Raw genomic sequence first — 14258 nt, 5'->3', positions numbered from 1 at the left:
TGAGGACTTCAGATGACCGACCAGAAAGACCCGCATGAGCCGAAGGAAGCAGCTCCCGAGTCGCCGGTAACCACCCGCCGAGGCATTCGCAGCTTCGTGCTTCGGCAGGGCCGGATGACCGAGGGCCAGAAGAAAGCCTATGAGCGCAGCTGGCCCAAGTACGGCCTGACCCGCGAAGACGGCATGATTGACCCACGGGAGGTGTTCGGCCGCGAAGCCATGCTGAACCTGGAAATCGGCTTTGGCATGGGTGGTTCGTTGGCGGATATGGCGGAGGCCGCGCCGGAGCAGGATTTCATTGGTGTTGAAGTGCACCTGCCGGGTGTTGGTGCCCTGCTCAAGGAAGTGGAAGATCGCGGTCTGGAGAATGTCCGGGTCTATAGCATCGACGCCAACGACGTCATCGACCTGTGCCTGCCGGATGCCTGTCTGGATCGGGTGATGGTGTTTTTCCCCGATCCCTGGCACAAAAAGAAGCATCACAAGCGTCGCCTGATCCAGCACGAGTTCGTGCAGCGCATCCGGCACAAGCTACGGGTGGGCGGTATTCTCCACCTGGCGACGGATTGGGAGAACTACTCCGAGCACATGATGGAAGTCATGAGCGAATCAGAAGGATTTGCCAACACTCAGGACAACGGTGGTTTCTCACCGCGTCCGGAAGATCGGCCCATCACCAAGTTCGAAAAGCGCGGTGAACGACTCGGTCACGGCGTCTGGGACCTGTTGTTCCACCGCACTAACTGATTCGGGAAGCCGATAGCTAGCGCGGAAAGTGGATCGCCGTCAGCCGTGGGCCAGCGGGTGACGGCGTGACGCCCGAACAATGACCAGGCCGGCAATTCCCAGGGTCAGCCCGGTGTACTTGATCAGGGCGCAGATTGTGGCAGACAGGCTGACCACATCGGTCGGCGGGTTGAAGTTGTTCAACAGTAGGATGTTTTCGGTGACATCACTGAGGCCAGCCGCCACGAACAGGGCACGGATCCAGCGCGCTATCATGCGCTCGCGTACTCCCGGACGATCCCGGGTTAAGTGCCGGGTCAGCTGGATCAGCGCCAGCACGTAGGCGGGGATGAACAGGAAGTCGAGCCACAACGATACCTGGGCCCATAGTTCACCGCCAGATCGCCAGCTGCGGAGAATGGCGTGGGCCTGATCCGCGGTGCCGGCCATCTGGAAGCTGACAATGCCCTGGGGCGCCGAGCCGGTCTGCAATGGCTGGTTGACCAGGATCAGGGCCACTAGCAGCATCAGAGCGGCGATCAGCGTTGCCCGTTGAGTTTTGGGTAGCGCTGCGAGTTCTTTCATCCAGTCCATTACAGAAATCGCTCCAGCAGGCTGTTCAGGTATCGCTGGCCCAGATCAGTGGCTTGCAGGCGATGCCGCTCCAGCAGTTCTTCGTCACGCAACTGCTCAAGTTTTACCGCAACTGAGGACAGGGGTAAACCCGTGCGCTCAGTAAACAGGGTTTCTTCGACCCCTTCGGTCAGCCGCAGGGTGTTCATCAGGAACTCTAGCGGCAGGTCCTCGACCTCAATCGGTTCCGTGCCCGCCGTTCGGCTGCCAATCCGGTTCAGGTAAGCCTCCGGTTGCCGGGTTTTCCAGTAGCGACGGATACTGCCATCGGCGAGGCTGATTTTGCCGTGGGCGCCGGCGCCCAGCGCTAGATAATCACCAAAAGTCCAGTAGTTCAGGTTGTGGCGCGATGCCTGTCCCGGGCGGCTCCAGGCTGACACCTCGTAATCTCGGAATCCCTGCTGGCGCAGGAAATCACCGCCCCTACGGTAGATCTCCCACAGCCGGTCGTCATCGGGTAACCGCGGCGGGCGGCTGTAGAACTCGGTGTTTGGTTCCAGCGTCAGCTGATACCAGGACAGGTGCGCCGGGTTGTGACTGAGTGCGGCCTTGAGGTCGGCAATGGCGTCGGCCGGGGTTTGGCCCGGCAAGCCGTGCATCAGGTCCACGTTGAAGTTGTCGAAGCCGGCCTGGCGCGCCGCTTCGATGGCCCGGTGCGCGGCATGGCTGTCGTGAATCCGGCCCAGTGACTGCAGGTGGCCACTGTTGAAACTCTGCACGCCGATGGACAAGCGGTTGATACCGGCGGCCCGGAAGGCTTCGAAGCGGCCTTCCTCCAGGGTGCCCGGATTGGCCTCAAGGGTAATCTCGGCATCCGGCGCCAGGTTCAGGCGAGCGCGCAGTTCCCGGAACAGCGTGTGGTAGAACTCACCGGTCATTAGCGAGGGAGTGCCACCGCCGATGAATACGGTCTGGATTTCCCTGTCTGCGGCAAAGCCAAGGTCCTGGTCGAGATCTTCCAGCAGGGCCTTCAAGTACGCCGTTTCCGGGATCTCGTGCTTGACCGCGTGGGAATTGAAATCACAGTAGGGGCATTTGCGCACGCACCAGGGCATGTGCAGGTACAGGCTCAGCGGTGGCGTGACCGCCACCGGCGCAGGGGCGGTCACGGCGTCACGCTCCTGCCTTCAGCTGTTGCGCCAGTTGTGCCAGGGCGCGGCCCCGGTGACTGATGCGGCTTTTTTCAGCTCGGGTCAGCTCGGCGGCACTGCACTGGTGCTCAGCGACCCAGAACACCGGATCGTAACCGAAGCCGCCGTCACCGGCGGGGGCGGACAGAATGGCCCCGGGCCATCGGCCGTGACAGACAACCGGCGTGGGGTCGTCGGCGTGCCGCAAAAACACCAGAACACAGTGGAATTGCGCGCCGCGCTGACCTTCGGGTACCGAAGCCATGGCAGCCAACAGCGCGTCGACGTTGTCCTGATCGCTGGCGTTGTCGCCGGCGTAGCGGGCCGAGCGCACCCCTGGCTGGCCATTCAGGCAGTCCACCGCCAGCCCGCTGTCGTCGGCCAGTGCTGGCAAGCCCGTTATACGGGAGGCGTGCCGGGCCTTGAGGATGGCGTTTTCTACAAAGGTGACGGCCGGCTCTTCGGCTTCACCGACACCCAGCTCACCCTGGGCCACAGGTGTCATGCCCAGGGGGCCGAGCAGATCGGTCAGTTCCGCGATCTTGCCCTTGTTGTTGCTGGCAATCACGATTTTGTCAGTCATGCGTTACTCAGTCGCTGAACAGTGTGTGGGCAAACCGGACCGGCAGGTCTCGCTGCTCGCCGGTGGGGCGCGCGGTGACATTGAAGGTCATCAGTTCCCCGGAGCTGTACTGGTACTCGGCGATGAAATACACCGCGTCGCCTTCCTGGACGCGGCGAAAGGCCAGGAATCGTACCTGCTGGATATCATTGGAGACCTTGCCTTCAACCTGACCGCTCATCGGCGACATGGTTCCGTCTTCGTTTTCCTTCATGATCGCAATGTTGATGATTCCAATGCCCTTGCTGCGCTGCAGGTTGTTGGCCTTGGCCACTTCCGGGGAAAGGAAGGTGCTGGGCAGGACGCTCCAGTGTACCTGGATGTCACCGAAGTCCTGGTTGCCGGCGGCATGTAGCTGCATGGCAAACGTCAGCGCCACCAGGGTGGACAGGACGTACAGGCATAGACGCTTTGCGAGTCTCATTCTTCGATCTCCCGTGTAATGCGATAGATGGCAATTTCCCCCAGCAGGTTGGGCCACAGCCGGGCCAGCCAGCTATTCTGGTGCTGGCCATCGACCACTCGTCGGCTCTTGATGCGAATGCCCTTCTGACGGCATAGAGCTTCAAAATCCTTGAAGGTGCACAACCGGATGTTGGGGGTGTTGTACCATTTATACGGTAGAGCTTCGGATTCGGGCATGCGACCGCTCAACGCCAGGCCCCAACGCAAACGCCAATGGGCAAAGTTGGGAAAGGTGACGATGCCATCGCGGCCGACCCGCAACATTTCGTCCAGCACCCTGTCCGGGCGGCGCACCGCCTGCAAGGCCTGGGTCATGAGCACGGTATCGAAACTGCCATCGTCGAAGTTACCCAGGCCCTGGGTGTCGAGGTTTTGCTCGATGACGGGCACCCCGCGGCTCATACACGTGGTGATGTGCTCGGGGTTGATCTCCAGGCCAAAGCCGCTGGCACCACGCTCCCGTTGCAGGTAGTCGAGCAGGGTGCCGTCACCACAACCCAGGTCCAGTATGTGGTGGCCGGGTTGGATCCATTGCTGGATGATTTCAAGATCCGGTCTCATTGGCCCACCTCCCTGGCTACGCGGTCCATGTAGGCGGTGAAAATGTCGGTGTAGCGGGGCGTCGGGATCAGAAACGCGTCGTGGCCCCAGGGTGCATCTATTTCGGAATAGCTGACTTTTCGCCGGGCCGCAATCATGGCGTTGACCAATTCCTCCGATCGGGCCGGAGTGAAGCGCCAGTCGGTGCTGAATGACAGCACCAGGAATTCACACCGGGCCTCAGCCAGCGCCCGGGCCAGGTCGCCGCCGTAGTCGTAGGCGGGATCAAAATAATCCAGTGCCTTGGTCATCAACAAATAGGTGTTGGCGTCGAAGGTCTCGGAGAACCGCTCGCCCTGGTAGCGCAGGTAGCTTTCGACCTGGAATTCGGCGTCGTAGCCGAACTTGTAGGCCTGGTCCCGCAGCTCGCGACCAAATTTCTCGCCCATGGAGGCATCGGACAGGTAGGTGATGTGGCCGACCATGCGTGCCAGCATCAGGCCGCGCCGGGGTACCACGTCGAAATCGTAGTAGCGGCCATCGTGGAATTCCCGGTCCGAGGTAATGGCCTGCCTGGCCACTTCGTTGAAGGCGATGTTCTGGGCCGTGAGCCGGGGCGTGGAGGCGATCACCACCGAATGCTTCAGTCGCTCCGGATAATCCAGACTCCACTGCAATGCCTGCATGCCACCGAGGGAGCCGCCCACCACCGCGGCCCAACACTGAATGCCGAGACGATCGGCCAGCAGAGCCTGGCTCTTCACCCAGTCGCCGACGGTAACAACGGGGAAATCCGGGCCGTAGGGCTTGCCGGTGGCCGGGTTGGTGCTGTTGGGGCCAGTACTGCCGTGACAGCCACCCAGGTTGTTCAGGCTAACCACGAAAAAACGGTTGGTGTCGATGGGCTTGCCGGGGCCGATGCAGCTGTCCCACCAGCCTGGTTTGCGCTCGTCTGCGCTGTGGTAGCCGGCGGCGTGGTGGTGGCCGCTCAGGGCGTGACAGATTAGCACGGCGTTGCTGGCATCGGCGTTCAGCTGACCGTAGGTTTCAATCACCAGGTCGTAGCTGTCCAGGGCCTGGCCACAGGCCAGCTCGATGGGCGTGTCGAAATGAAGAGTCTGCGGGGCAACAACTCCGACAGAATCCGCAGGCAGGGAATCGGGCATTGGCGCGACAGGTTCCTGGTTCGGTCTGTAAGTATCTGGAACAGCAATGACAAAGCCATCACCGGCCCAGCAGTTTAAAGCCGGGCCGTCATGGCTGCAACCGATGGCGAGTGCCTCCGACGGGGCTTAGAACGCCCCGGAGATGTTGACGACCTTTTGCTGGATCAGGGTCGGGGCCGGTTTGCGAATCTGGCGCTGCATGGCGTCGGCCAATTCCAGTTGCCGGCTAAGGTCGGAGATGGTGTTTTGCAGGCGTTCCCGTTCTGCGCGGCCGTCGCGGTCGCTGCGTACCATGTCCCGCAGGCGCCGGATCTGATGTTCCAGCAGCTGCTTCTGTTCCATGGAGTACTGCATGATGGGCAACAGCGCTTCCCGGGGCCAGCGATCAACGTCGGTGCGCACCCGGGCATGCAGGGTACGGGCTTCACCCACCATGACATTGAAGAAGCGGCGCACCAGCAGGGACTGCTCAGTCAGCAGGTTCTTGGGGCTGATGCGGAATCTCCGCGCTTTTTTGCGCAGTTCCCGAACGGCAATGACGTGGCGTCCGGCCCGCAGCGGAATGGGTTCCAGGTGACGGGCGCGGGTGTCGTCGTTGTAACGCCGGTAAATGGCGCCCACCATTTTTTCCGCCAGGTGACCTTCGCTCAACAGGTTGGTGAGATCGCCCTCAAGCAGTTCAAAGAACTTATCCATGGCCCGATTCATGCCGGCTGTGGTCCAGCTTTTCGACATGGACTGGCGAATGCGTTCGGCGTGATCTTCAAAACGTTTCTCGGCCACGAGCTGCTTCAGCAGGTCGCCTTGGGAATCCATCAAGCGACGGCTGGAGCGCAGGGTGATCAGCTTCTTGTAGTAGAAGTCGTAGTCTTTCTGAGCCCGATCGGCGAGCCGGGCCAGCGCAGCCTTGTCCATGGTGGTGCCGGAGCAGGCCGCCAGTTCTTCCTGCAGTGAATCCAGTCGGGTCTGCATTGCAGCCTGACTGTTTTGCAGCATGCCCAGCAGGTCATTGATCAGACTCTGGGTAATCAGCTGTTCCTTGTGCGTCAGGATGCGTTGGATGATCAGCTGCTCCAGGCGCCCGATGTTGGAGCGTTCGAACAGTGCCTCATCCCGGCGGACCCGGCTGACCAGGCCTTGCTTGGCGGACAGTGGGATGACATCGTGCTGGCGGATACCCAGGTGGTCGGCGGTGTATTCGCGCACTCGCTCAATGGCGTCCTCGGTGTGCTTTTCGCCCTGCAGGTCATCCCAGAGCACGTCGATCTTGTTCAGGACCGCAAAACGTCCGGCCCGGTGATCGGCATGCTCGGTATCAATGTGCTCTTTCCAGATGGTCAGGTCGCTGGCGGTAACACCGGTGTCCGCACTCAGGACAAAGATAACGGCGTGGGCCCGGGGCAGCATGCTGATGGTCAGCTCAGGCTCAGAGCCGAGAGCGTTCAGCCCGGGTGTGTCGAGAATGCGCAAGCCACGCTCGAACAGTGGGTGGCGAATGCTGATCTGGGCATTGCGCCAGGCCGGCACCAGTACCTGGCCCGGGTTGTTGCGATCATGCTCCAGCATTTCCTCGTCGAAGCCCAGGCGACGGGCTTCCTCCGGCCGCACGCTCTTGACCCGCGCCACTTCTGCCAGCACCTCGCGCATGACTTCGGGGTCGCGCTCGTCGAGTTCGTGCTTGACCCAGCGCTCAGGCAGCTTGCGTAGCTGCTGCAGGGACAGCTCGCCGGTGCGGGTTTCTATCGGTAACAGTAAGAGGTAGTTCTGGTTGGCGCTGCGATCGAAAAACAGTTCGGTCGGGCACATGGTAGTGCGCCCGGCCTGGGATGGCAGCATACGCTGGCCGTATTCAGAGAAGAACAGGGCATTAATCAGTTCGGTTTTGCCGCGGGAGTACTCGCCCACAAAGGCAATGGTCAGTTCGTCTTCCACCAGCAGTTCCAGGCCGTGACGGATACGGGTACTGACATCGTCCGAAAAAAGGTTGTTGTCCTGCAGCCATAACCGGTAGCGGCCAATCTGTCGGATTAGCTCTTTCTTCCAGTTGTGGTATGCCTCTACCTGCTGCGACAGAGTTCCCTGCTGATTCATTGATCTTTCCTTCTGCGCTACTACCGAGCCTTCTGCGCGACTGCCGGGAGCTTGGGGCACGATGCTCTTGAGGGCGGATTAATTACTGGTAATAGTATCCTGTTCCCCGCAGCTTTGGAGTCAGGGTCTCAAAAGACTGTCGTCTATATCGCCAGGACTTGCAATAAAAAAGCTGCAAAATCATGGGGATGATCTTGCAGCTTCGGATTATTCGATTTCGTCGAGAACTGTAACGAAATGTATTTTTGAGATGCAGTTTACAAACCGAGGCCGATAGAGCCGAGCCCTGCGGCCATCTTCATGTGCTCGATGACCACCGAAATCACGTTCAGAATCAGGAACACGATGATCGGTGACAGATCCAGGCCGCCCATGGACGGCATGATATTGCGCACCGGGCGCATCACCGGTTCGGTGATCTGGGCGACCAGTTGAATCGCCGGATGCCCGCTGCCGGGCGCGATCCAGCTCACCACCACCACGGCAATCACCGACCAGAAATAGATCTTCACGATCAGGTCGAGCACGTTCAGCACGGCCCACACCATCAGCGTGATGGGATTAAACGACGGAATGCCGCCGTTCAGTGCGATCAGGATCAGGAGGAAGGTGATCGCCTGAATGGCGATAGCCAGCACCAGTGATGCGCCATCAATACCGCCCCAGCCCGGAATGAAACGGCGCAGCGGCTTCAGGGGCGGGTTGGTGGCCTTGACCACGAACTGGGAGATCGGGTTGTAGAAGTCCGCCCGGGCCAGCTGCAGTAGAAACCGCAGCAGCACGATGGTCATGTAAAAGGTGGATGCAATGAGCAGGATCGTAATCAGGATGTCTGCCAGCATGAAGCCGTGTCTCCGTTATCGGTTACTGTTTGCCTGCCAGTTCGCTGGCCATTTCTTCCGAGCGTTTGAACGCTGCGCCGTATGCTTTGCGGACCAGATCTCGCAGCCCGCCTTCTTCGAAGGTGTTGATGGCCTGCTCGGTGGTGCCACCAGGAGACATGACGTTGCGCTTGAGCTGACCGGGGTCGTGCTCGCTGCGTGCGGCCATTTCCGCTGCCCCGGCCATGGTCTGGATGGCCAGTTCCCGGGCCGTACCCGCCTCGATGCCGGCGTCGACGGCGACATCTTCCAGAGCTTCAAGCATGAGGAAAAAATAGGCCGGGCCACTGCCGGACAGTGCGGTCACTGCGTGCAGCAGGTTCTCGTCCTCAACCCAGAGCGCGGAGCCGATGCTTTCGAAAACCGACTCGACCATCTTCTTCTGGGCATCCTTAACCTGGGCATTGGCAAACAGGCCGGCGGCCCCTTTGCCAACCAGAGACGGCGTATTGGGCATCACCCGAACCAGTGGCAGGCCACCGGCCAGCCATTCGTCCAAGGTTTCGACGGTCAGGCCCGCGGCAATGGATACCATCAGTGGGCGGGTGTTCTGTACTACCGGCGCGATATCGCGGCAGACGTCCGCCATAACCTGGGGTTTGACCGCCAGAACGACCATGTCAGCTTGCTGGGCACAGTACCGATTGTCGGTGGTGACGCTTACGCCGAATTTCTTGCGGATAGACTGCAGATGGCCATCATCCGGTGCGCTGACCCAGATGTTCGCAGCTTTGTAGCCGCTGTCCAGCATACCGCCAATGATGGCACTGGCCATGTTGCCCGCGCCAATAAATGAAATGGTTGGTGATGTGCTCAAGGTTCACTCCAACGGTTGATCGGTTAAACGTCCGGCCCTGATCATAACAGGATCCGCTAGCTTCAGCTCTTCGCCGCGCGGGCGCCAAACACATCGGTGCCCACGCGCACCCAGGTGGCGCCCTCGGCAATGGCAACTTCCAGGTCACCGGACATGCCCATGGACAGTGTGTCCAGCGGCCCTGCGGCTGGGTACTGTGCCTTCAGATCGTGCAAGGCCTGAGTGAGCCGGCGAAAACTGAGCCGAAGCTCCGCCTCGGGCTGGTCCGGATCGGGGATGGCCATTAAGCCGCGCAGCGACAGGTTCGCTAACTCGCCGATAGCCAGCACCAGGTCAGGCAGCTCCTCCAGCGTACAGCCGGCCTTGCTGTCTTCTTCATTAATATTGACCTGGAGACAGATATTCAATGGCGGCAGCTCGGCGGCCCGCTGCTCGCTCAGGCGCCGGGCAATCTTGAGGCGGTCGACGCTATGGACCCAGGAGAAGGCGGTGGCGATCTGTCGGGTCTTGTTGGACTGGATCGGCCCGATGAAGTGCCAGTCGATCCCGGCGATATCGGCCAGCGCGTCGATCTTATCGAGAGCTTCCTGCAGGTAGTTTTCCCCGAATGCGGTCTGTCCGGCGGCAATCGCCGCTCTCAGGTCCTCCGCGGTTCGGGTCTTGCTGACTGCCAACAGGCGCACAGAGCCGGGCTCCCGGCCCGCTTTCAATGTTGCTTTTTGTATGCGTCGGGTTACGCTCCCGATGTTGTCTGCTATGCTGCTCATAGTGTGAAATCGCCACGTTCGGTGTGCCACCTGTACGGTGACACGTTACCCGCAGGTCACTGAAATGCCAAGTGAACCGCGCCGGGAAATCCGCCGGACCGACGCTACCGGGATAAAAGAAAAAGCCTTCCGAGGATTCCTATGGATATTACTGAACTGCTTGCCTTCTCGGCCAAACAGGGTGCGTCGGACTTGCACCTCTCTGCTGGCCTGCCGCCGATGATTCGCGTTGATGGTGATGTACGTCGTATCAACCTTCCGCCCATGGAGCACAAAGAGGTGCACGGGCTGATTTATGACATCATGAACGACAAGCAGCGAAAGGACTACGAGGAATTTTTGGAAACCGACTTCTCGTTTGAAGTTCCCGGGGTCGCCCGTTTCCGTGTCAACGCCTTTAATCAGAACCGGGGCGCCGGTGCTGTGTTCCGGACCATCCCTTCCAAGGTTCTGACCATGGAAGACCTAGGCATGGGGCAGACCTTCAAGGACATCTCCTCGGTGCCACGCGGGCTGGTGCTGGTCACCGGGCCGACCGGCTCCGGTAAGTCCACCACGCTGGCGGCGATGATGGACTACATCAACGACACCCGTTATGAACACGTCCTCACCATTGAGGACCCGATCGAATTCGTACATGAATCCAAGAAGTGCCTGGTCAACCAGCGTGAAGTGCATCGAGACACCCTCGGCTTCAACGAAGCCCTGCGCTCGGCGCTGCGGGAAGATCCGGACATCATTCTGGTCGGCGAGCTGCGAGACCTGGAAACCATCCGTTTGGCGCTAACGGCGGCGGAAACCGGCCACCTGGTTTTCGGCACCCTGCACACCACCTCAGCGGCCAAGACCATCGACCGGGTTGTTGACGTGTTCCCGGCCGAAGAGAAATCCATGGTCCGCTCAATGCTGTCCGAGTCCCTGCAGGCGGTTATCTCCCAGACCCTGATGAAGAAAATGGGTGGTGGCCGGATTGCCGCCCACGAAATCATGATCGGCACCTCCGCCATCCGGAACCTGATCCGCGAAGACAAAATTGCCCAGATGTACTCATCGATTCAAACCGGCGGGTCGCTGGGCATGCAGACCCTGGATCAGTGCCTGGAACGGCTGCTGCAGAAGGGGCTGATTTCACGCGAAGCGGCCCGCGCCAAGGCCAAGATGCCAGACAATTTCTGATCGGCGACTAACAAGAACCAGGAAAAACCACAGGTGTTCATATGGAATTTGAGAAGCTGCTGCGTTTGATGGTCGAAAAGGGCGGTTCGGACCTGTTCATCACCGCGGGCGTTCCGCCCAGCATGAAGGTGAACGGTAAAGTGCTACCGGTGACCAAGAATGCCCTGACACCGGAGCAGACCCGGGAATTCGTCTACGGTTCGATGAACGACAAGCAGCGCGCGGAATTCGAGGAAACCCACGAGTGCAACTTCGCCATCAGTGCCCGGGGAATTGGCCGTTTCCGGGTCAGCGCCTTTTTCCAGCGCAACCTGTGCGGCATGGTGCTGCGTCGCATTGAGGTCAAGATTCCGCAGATCGACGACCTGGCGTTGCCTGAGGTGATTAAAGAGCTGGCCATGACCAAGCGCGGTCTGATTATGTTTGTTGGCGCCACCGGTACCGGTAAATCGACGTCGCTGGCGGCGATGCTCGGGCACCGCAACCGCAACAGTCGTGGCCATATAATTTCCATCGAAGATCCGATTGAATTCGTGCACCAGCACCAGGGCTGCATCGTGACCCAGCGCGAGGTGGGTATCGATACGGAGAGTTTTGAGGTGGCTCTGAAAAACACCCTGCGTCAGGCCCCTGACGTTATCCTGATTGGCGAGGTGCGCACCCGTCAGACCATGGAATACTCGGTGCAGTTCGCCGAAACCGGGCACCTGTGCCTGGCCACCCTGCACGCCAACAACGCTAACCAGGCGCTGGATCGGATTATTCAGTTCTTTCCCCCGGAACAGCACAACCAGATCTGGATGGATCTGTCCCTGAACCTGAAGGCCATTGTGGCTCAGCAGTTGGTTCCCACGCCGGATGGCAAGGGCCGGAAGGCGGTCATTGAAGTGCTGATCAACTCGCCGTTGGTTGCCGACATGATTCGCAAAGGCGAGGTGCACAAGCTCAAGGAGCTGATGGCCAAGTCTAACGAAACCGGCATGCAGACCTTCGACCAGGCCCTGTACAAGCTCTACGCAGAAGGCTCTATCACCTACGAAGATGCCTTGGGCCATGCCGATTCTGCCAACGACCTGCGCCTGATGATCAAGCTCGGGGCGGATGCTCAGGGTGCAGATCAGCTGTCGTCCAGCGTTGATAAGTTGTCGATTCAGGACGATTAGAGGAAAGTCGTTAATTATTAGTATCTTGAATGAGTAGTCTTGGCATTTGAGGCCAGATAGCTGTGCTGCGTATACTCCGCGCGAAATTGCTACGGAGATACCTGCACATGAGACCCCCACTGCTTGCCCGTGCCATTCGCCTGACCACGCTGGCGGTCATGACGGCGCCAGCCACTGCTCTGGCCGGTGGCTTTTCCCTGAACGAACAAAGCGCCAGCGCCATGGGTGTGGCCAATGCTGGCGTGGCCGCCAATCCTGAGAACGCCACCACCGTCCTGTTCAACCCCGCCGGCATGAGCCAGTTGTCTGGCACCAACATGTCGTTTGGCGCAGCGGTGCTGGATATCGATGCCAAGTCCAAGCAGGACAGCATTTCCGTTACCCGAAAAAATCCTTCCGTACCTGTGCAGCCGGCCACTGATGGCGGTGACATTGCCGATCCTGCGGTGCTGCCGAATTTCTACCTGACCCATGAGTTGAACGACAACGTGGACGTTGGCTTTGGCATTCATGCCCCCTACGGGCTAGCCGCCGATTATGACAACGATTTCGCCGGCCGGTTCTTTGCTGATAAAACCGAGTTGACCGCCATTGCGTTCACGCCCTCGATATCGGTGAGCAATGGCCAGGGCCTGTCCATGGGGGCGGGGCTCAATATCATGTACGCCGAAGGTCGGCTAAGCCGGTACCAGGACCTCAGCGATGATGCCGGTGCGGCGGCCGTGGTCTTGCCGGAGCCCTACGCCGACATCGAAGGCGACGATGTCGGTGTGACTTTCCGGGTTGGTTTTTTGTACGAACTTTCGGAGAGTACCCAGTTTGGTCTGACCGCTCAGACCGGTACCGAGCTGGAGCTGAAGGGAGACGCGGAGATCAGCGACGTGCCAGTGCCGCCGACTTACGCCCAGACCACGACTCTGAATGAGAAAGTTACCGTGCCGCTGGCGATTCCGGAGAGCATCACCTTCGGTGCCCGGCATCGGTTGACCGATGAAGTCACCGTTTTGGCGGGCGCTACCTACGCGCGTTGGAGCCGGTTCGAAGAGCTGGACATCATCAGCCGGGAAGCCAACGGCGAAATTACCCGCTCATCGGAGCCGGGCACCTACATCACTCACATCACCGAGCGCTGGAAGAACACCTGGCAGTTCAATCTGGGTGGTATCTGGCAGGCCAGCCCGCAGTGGGCGTTCAAAGCGGGTTATGCCTGGGACGAGTCGCCGGTGGATCAGTATGTCACAGCACGGATTCCGTCCGAGGACCGTCACTGGCTGACCCTTGGTACCCAGTGGCAGGATATTCGTAACGGCTGGACCGTCGACGCGGCGATCGGCACGCTGATTTTTGAGGATGATGCCGAGGTCAACGATCGCGAATACACCCACCAGAACCCGACTGAGCCGTCATCGCCTGCCAACTACCAGGGCACCTACGAACTCAGCGCCTGGAGCGCATCCGTTCAGGTAAGCAAAGCATTTTAAGCCATCACCGGCTGATCAGTAGCTTGTAATCCCCAGCAAGCAATCAGCCCACCACCTGGCCACGGTAGATGACTTTCTTCTGCCGTGGCAGGTCTTCTCCCTCCGAGTCGCGCCCCGTTGCCGTCTGTCGACTGTCTTCAGCAATCTCCTGGCCCCGATAGAGTCGTTTTGGTGTCGCTGATTCCTCCTCGCTTTCCGTTTCCACACACAAGTGCGGCACCTGTTCCTGCAGGGTTTTCCAGGTGCGAGTCAGGTGGCTAGAGCGGGTTTTGCTGGCGTATTCCGCCAGTTGTTGCTCCAGATGTTCTTCTGTCAGGTGCAGTTTCACGCCAAATTCGGAGCGGATCAGGCGACGACATTGATGAACCAGTTTCAGCAGACCCGGGTCCAGCAGCCAGCTTCGTTCAGATGCCAGGGATGTCATGGTTTCGGCCTCGGAATAGGGGTGTCACAACATGGCAGGGCGCGGTCCCTTGGGACTGGGCCCTGTCGACCTGACTCACGTTGCGAATATCGTGCCGCTTCCTATGAAAGGCGTGGAGGTCACTGGAAAGTCAGGGTGTGAAGGTTGGGGCGAAGGTGAGGCATGGATGAGCTGGT

At 59.8% G+C, this 14258-nt stretch carries 15 protein-coding genes; 4 read left to right on the top strand and 11 right to left on the bottom strand.

Annotation, left to right across the window (positions count from 1 at the left end):
- Window positions 1-12: 12 nt before the first annotated feature.
- A complete protein-coding gene (gene trmB / locus FGO67_RS00365) occupies window positions 13-747 on the top strand; it encodes a tRNA (guanosine(46)-N7)-methyltransferase TrmB (RefSeq protein ID WP_203298771.1) in 735 nt (244 codons plus the stop codon).
- A gap of 39 nt (window positions 748-786) precedes the next feature.
- Here trmB and FGO67_RS00360 read toward each other — a convergent pair whose 3' ends face one another.
- The 10 genes from FGO67_RS00360 to FGO67_RS00315 form a co-directional block, all read right to left on the bottom strand.
- Window positions 787-1320 carry a hypothetical protein gene (locus FGO67_RS00360; protein WP_203298770.1) on the bottom strand — a complete coding sequence of 178 codons (534 nt, stop codon included), beginning with the start codon at window positions 1318-1320 and terminating at the stop codon, window positions 787-789.
- Window positions 1320-2468, bottom strand: a complete 1149-nt coding sequence (gene hemW, locus FGO67_RS00355) for a radical SAM family heme chaperone HemW (protein ID WP_203298769.1) — start codon at window positions 2466-2468, stop codon at window positions 1320-1322. Before hemW ends, FGO67_RS00360 begins: the two co-directional genes overlap by 1 nt.
- Window positions 2469-2472: 4 nt before the next feature.
- The gene (gene rdgB, locus FGO67_RS00350; protein WP_203298768.1) at window positions 2473-3072 is read right to left on the bottom strand and encodes an RdgB/HAM1 family non-canonical purine NTP pyrophosphatase; all 600 of its coding nucleotides are present in this window, start codon (window positions 3070-3072) and stop codon (window positions 2473-2475) included.
- A 7-nt stretch (window positions 3073-3079) separates the two neighbouring features.
- On the bottom strand, window positions 3080-3472 hold the full coding sequence (locus FGO67_RS00345) for a DUF4426 domain-containing protein (protein ID WP_238942196.1): 393 nt from the start codon (window positions 3470-3472) through the stop codon (window positions 3080-3082).
- A gap of 59 nt (window positions 3473-3531) precedes the next feature.
- Window positions 3532-4137, bottom strand: a complete 606-nt coding sequence (metW, locus tag FGO67_RS00340; protein WP_203298766.1) for a methionine biosynthesis protein MetW — start codon at window positions 4135-4137, stop codon at window positions 3532-3534.
- On the bottom strand, window positions 4134-5282 hold the full coding sequence (gene metX / locus FGO67_RS00335) for a homoserine O-succinyltransferase MetX (protein ID WP_203298765.1): 1149 nt from the start codon (window positions 5280-5282) through the stop codon (window positions 4134-4136). The genes metW and metX overlap by 4 nt, the downstream gene beginning before the upstream one ends.
- 126 nt (window positions 5283-5408) lie before the next feature.
- Window positions 5409-7373 (bottom strand): dynamin family protein, encoded by a 1965-nt coding sequence (locus FGO67_RS00330; protein WP_203298764.1) that lies wholly within the window; start codon window positions 7371-7373, stop codon window positions 5409-5411.
- A gap of 257 nt (window positions 7374-7630) precedes the next feature.
- Window positions 7631-8215 (bottom strand): YggT family protein, encoded by a 585-nt coding sequence (locus FGO67_RS00325; RefSeq protein WP_041340886.1) that lies wholly within the window; start codon window positions 8213-8215, stop codon window positions 7631-7633.
- 22 nt (window positions 8216-8237) lie between these two features.
- Window positions 8238-9071: a pyrroline-5-carboxylate reductase gene (proC, locus tag FGO67_RS00320; protein ID WP_203298763.1), complete on the bottom strand. Its 834-nt coding sequence runs from the start codon at window positions 9069-9071 to the stop codon at window positions 8238-8240.
- A 62-nt stretch (window positions 9072-9133) separates the two neighbouring features.
- Window positions 9134-9838, bottom strand: a complete 705-nt coding sequence (locus FGO67_RS00315; protein WP_203298762.1) for a YggS family pyridoxal phosphate-dependent enzyme — start codon at window positions 9836-9838, stop codon at window positions 9134-9136.
- 141 nt (window positions 9839-9979) lie between these two features.
- On the opposite strand from FGO67_RS00315, the gene FGO67_RS00310 reads away from it, so the two are divergent.
- The 3 genes from FGO67_RS00310 (at window position 9980) to FGO67_RS00300 (ending at window position 13658) form a co-directional block, all read left to right on the top strand.
- Window positions 9980-11014 (top strand): type IV pilus twitching motility protein PilT, encoded by a 1035-nt coding sequence (locus FGO67_RS00310; RefSeq protein WP_203298761.1) that lies wholly within the window; start codon window positions 9980-9982, stop codon window positions 11012-11014.
- Window positions 11015-11055: 41 nt separating this feature from the next.
- A complete protein-coding gene (locus tag FGO67_RS00305; protein WP_203298760.1) occupies window positions 11056-12177 on the top strand; it encodes a PilT/PilU family type 4a pilus ATPase in 1122 nt (373 codons plus the stop codon).
- Window positions 12178-12278: 101 nt separating this feature from the next.
- Entirely contained in the window at window positions 12279-13658 is a 1380-nt protein-coding gene (locus FGO67_RS00300; protein ID WP_420844492.1) for an OmpP1/FadL family transporter, read from the top strand.
- A gap of 43 nt (window positions 13659-13701) precedes the next feature.
- Here FGO67_RS00300 and FGO67_RS00295 read toward each other — a convergent pair whose 3' ends face one another.
- Complete coding sequence (locus tag FGO67_RS00295) at window positions 13702-14082, bottom strand: hypothetical protein (protein ID WP_203298758.1); 381 nt, start codon at window positions 14080-14082, stop codon at window positions 13702-13704.
- Window positions 14083-14258 lie beyond the last annotated feature (176 nt).

Source organism: Marinobacter sediminum, assembly GCF_016820575.1.
GTDB classification, from domain to species: domain Bacteria; phylum Pseudomonadota; class Gammaproteobacteria; order Pseudomonadales; family Oleiphilaceae; genus Marinobacter; species Marinobacter sediminum.
Note: the sequence above shows the minus strand (reverse complement) of the source record. Positions and strands in the feature narration are given on the sequence as shown.

Excerpts from the sequence above, each read along its gene's own strand:
- trmB (WP_203298771.1), top strand. The coding sequence starts at position 13 with ATGACCGACCAGAAAGACCCGCATGAGCCGAAGGAAGCAGCTCCCGAG.
- FGO67_RS00360 (WP_203298770.1), bottom strand. The coding sequence starts at position 1,320 with ATGGACTGGATGAAAGAACTCGCAGCGCTACCCAAAACTCAACGGGCA.
- rdgB (WP_203298768.1), bottom strand. The coding sequence starts at position 3,072 with ATGACTGACAAAATCGTGATTGCCAGCAACAACAAGGGCAAGATCGCG.
- FGO67_RS00345 (WP_238942196.1), bottom strand. The coding sequence starts at position 3,472 with ATGCAGCTACATGCCGCCGGCAACCAGGACTTCGGTGACATCCAGGTA.
- metW (WP_203298766.1), bottom strand. The coding sequence starts at position 4,137 with ATGAGACCGGATCTTGAAATCATCCAGCAATGGATCCAACCCGGCCAC.
- metX (WP_203298765.1), bottom strand. The coding sequence starts at position 5,282 with ATGCCCGATTCCCTGCCTGCGGATTCTGTCGGAGTTGTTGCCCCGCAG.
- FGO67_RS00330 (WP_203298764.1), bottom strand. The coding sequence starts at position 7,373 with ATGAATCAGCAGGGAACTCTGTCGCAGCAGGTAGAGGCATACCACAAC.
- FGO67_RS00325 (WP_041340886.1), bottom strand. The coding sequence starts at position 8,215 with ATGCTGGCAGACATCCTGATTACGATCCTGCTCATTGCATCCACCTTT.
- FGO67_RS00315 (WP_203298762.1), bottom strand. The coding sequence starts at position 9,838 with ATGAGCAGCATAGCAGACAACATCGGGAGCGTAACCCGACGCATACAA.
- FGO67_RS00310 (WP_203298761.1), top strand. The coding sequence starts at position 9,980 with ATGGATATTACTGAACTGCTTGCCTTCTCGGCCAAACAGGGTGCGTCG.
- FGO67_RS00305 (WP_203298760.1), top strand. The coding sequence starts at position 11,056 with ATGGAATTTGAGAAGCTGCTGCGTTTGATGGTCGAAAAGGGCGGTTCG.
- FGO67_RS00295 (WP_203298758.1), bottom strand. The coding sequence starts at position 14,082 with ATGACATCCCTGGCATCTGAACGAAGCTGGCTGCTGGACCCGGGTCTG.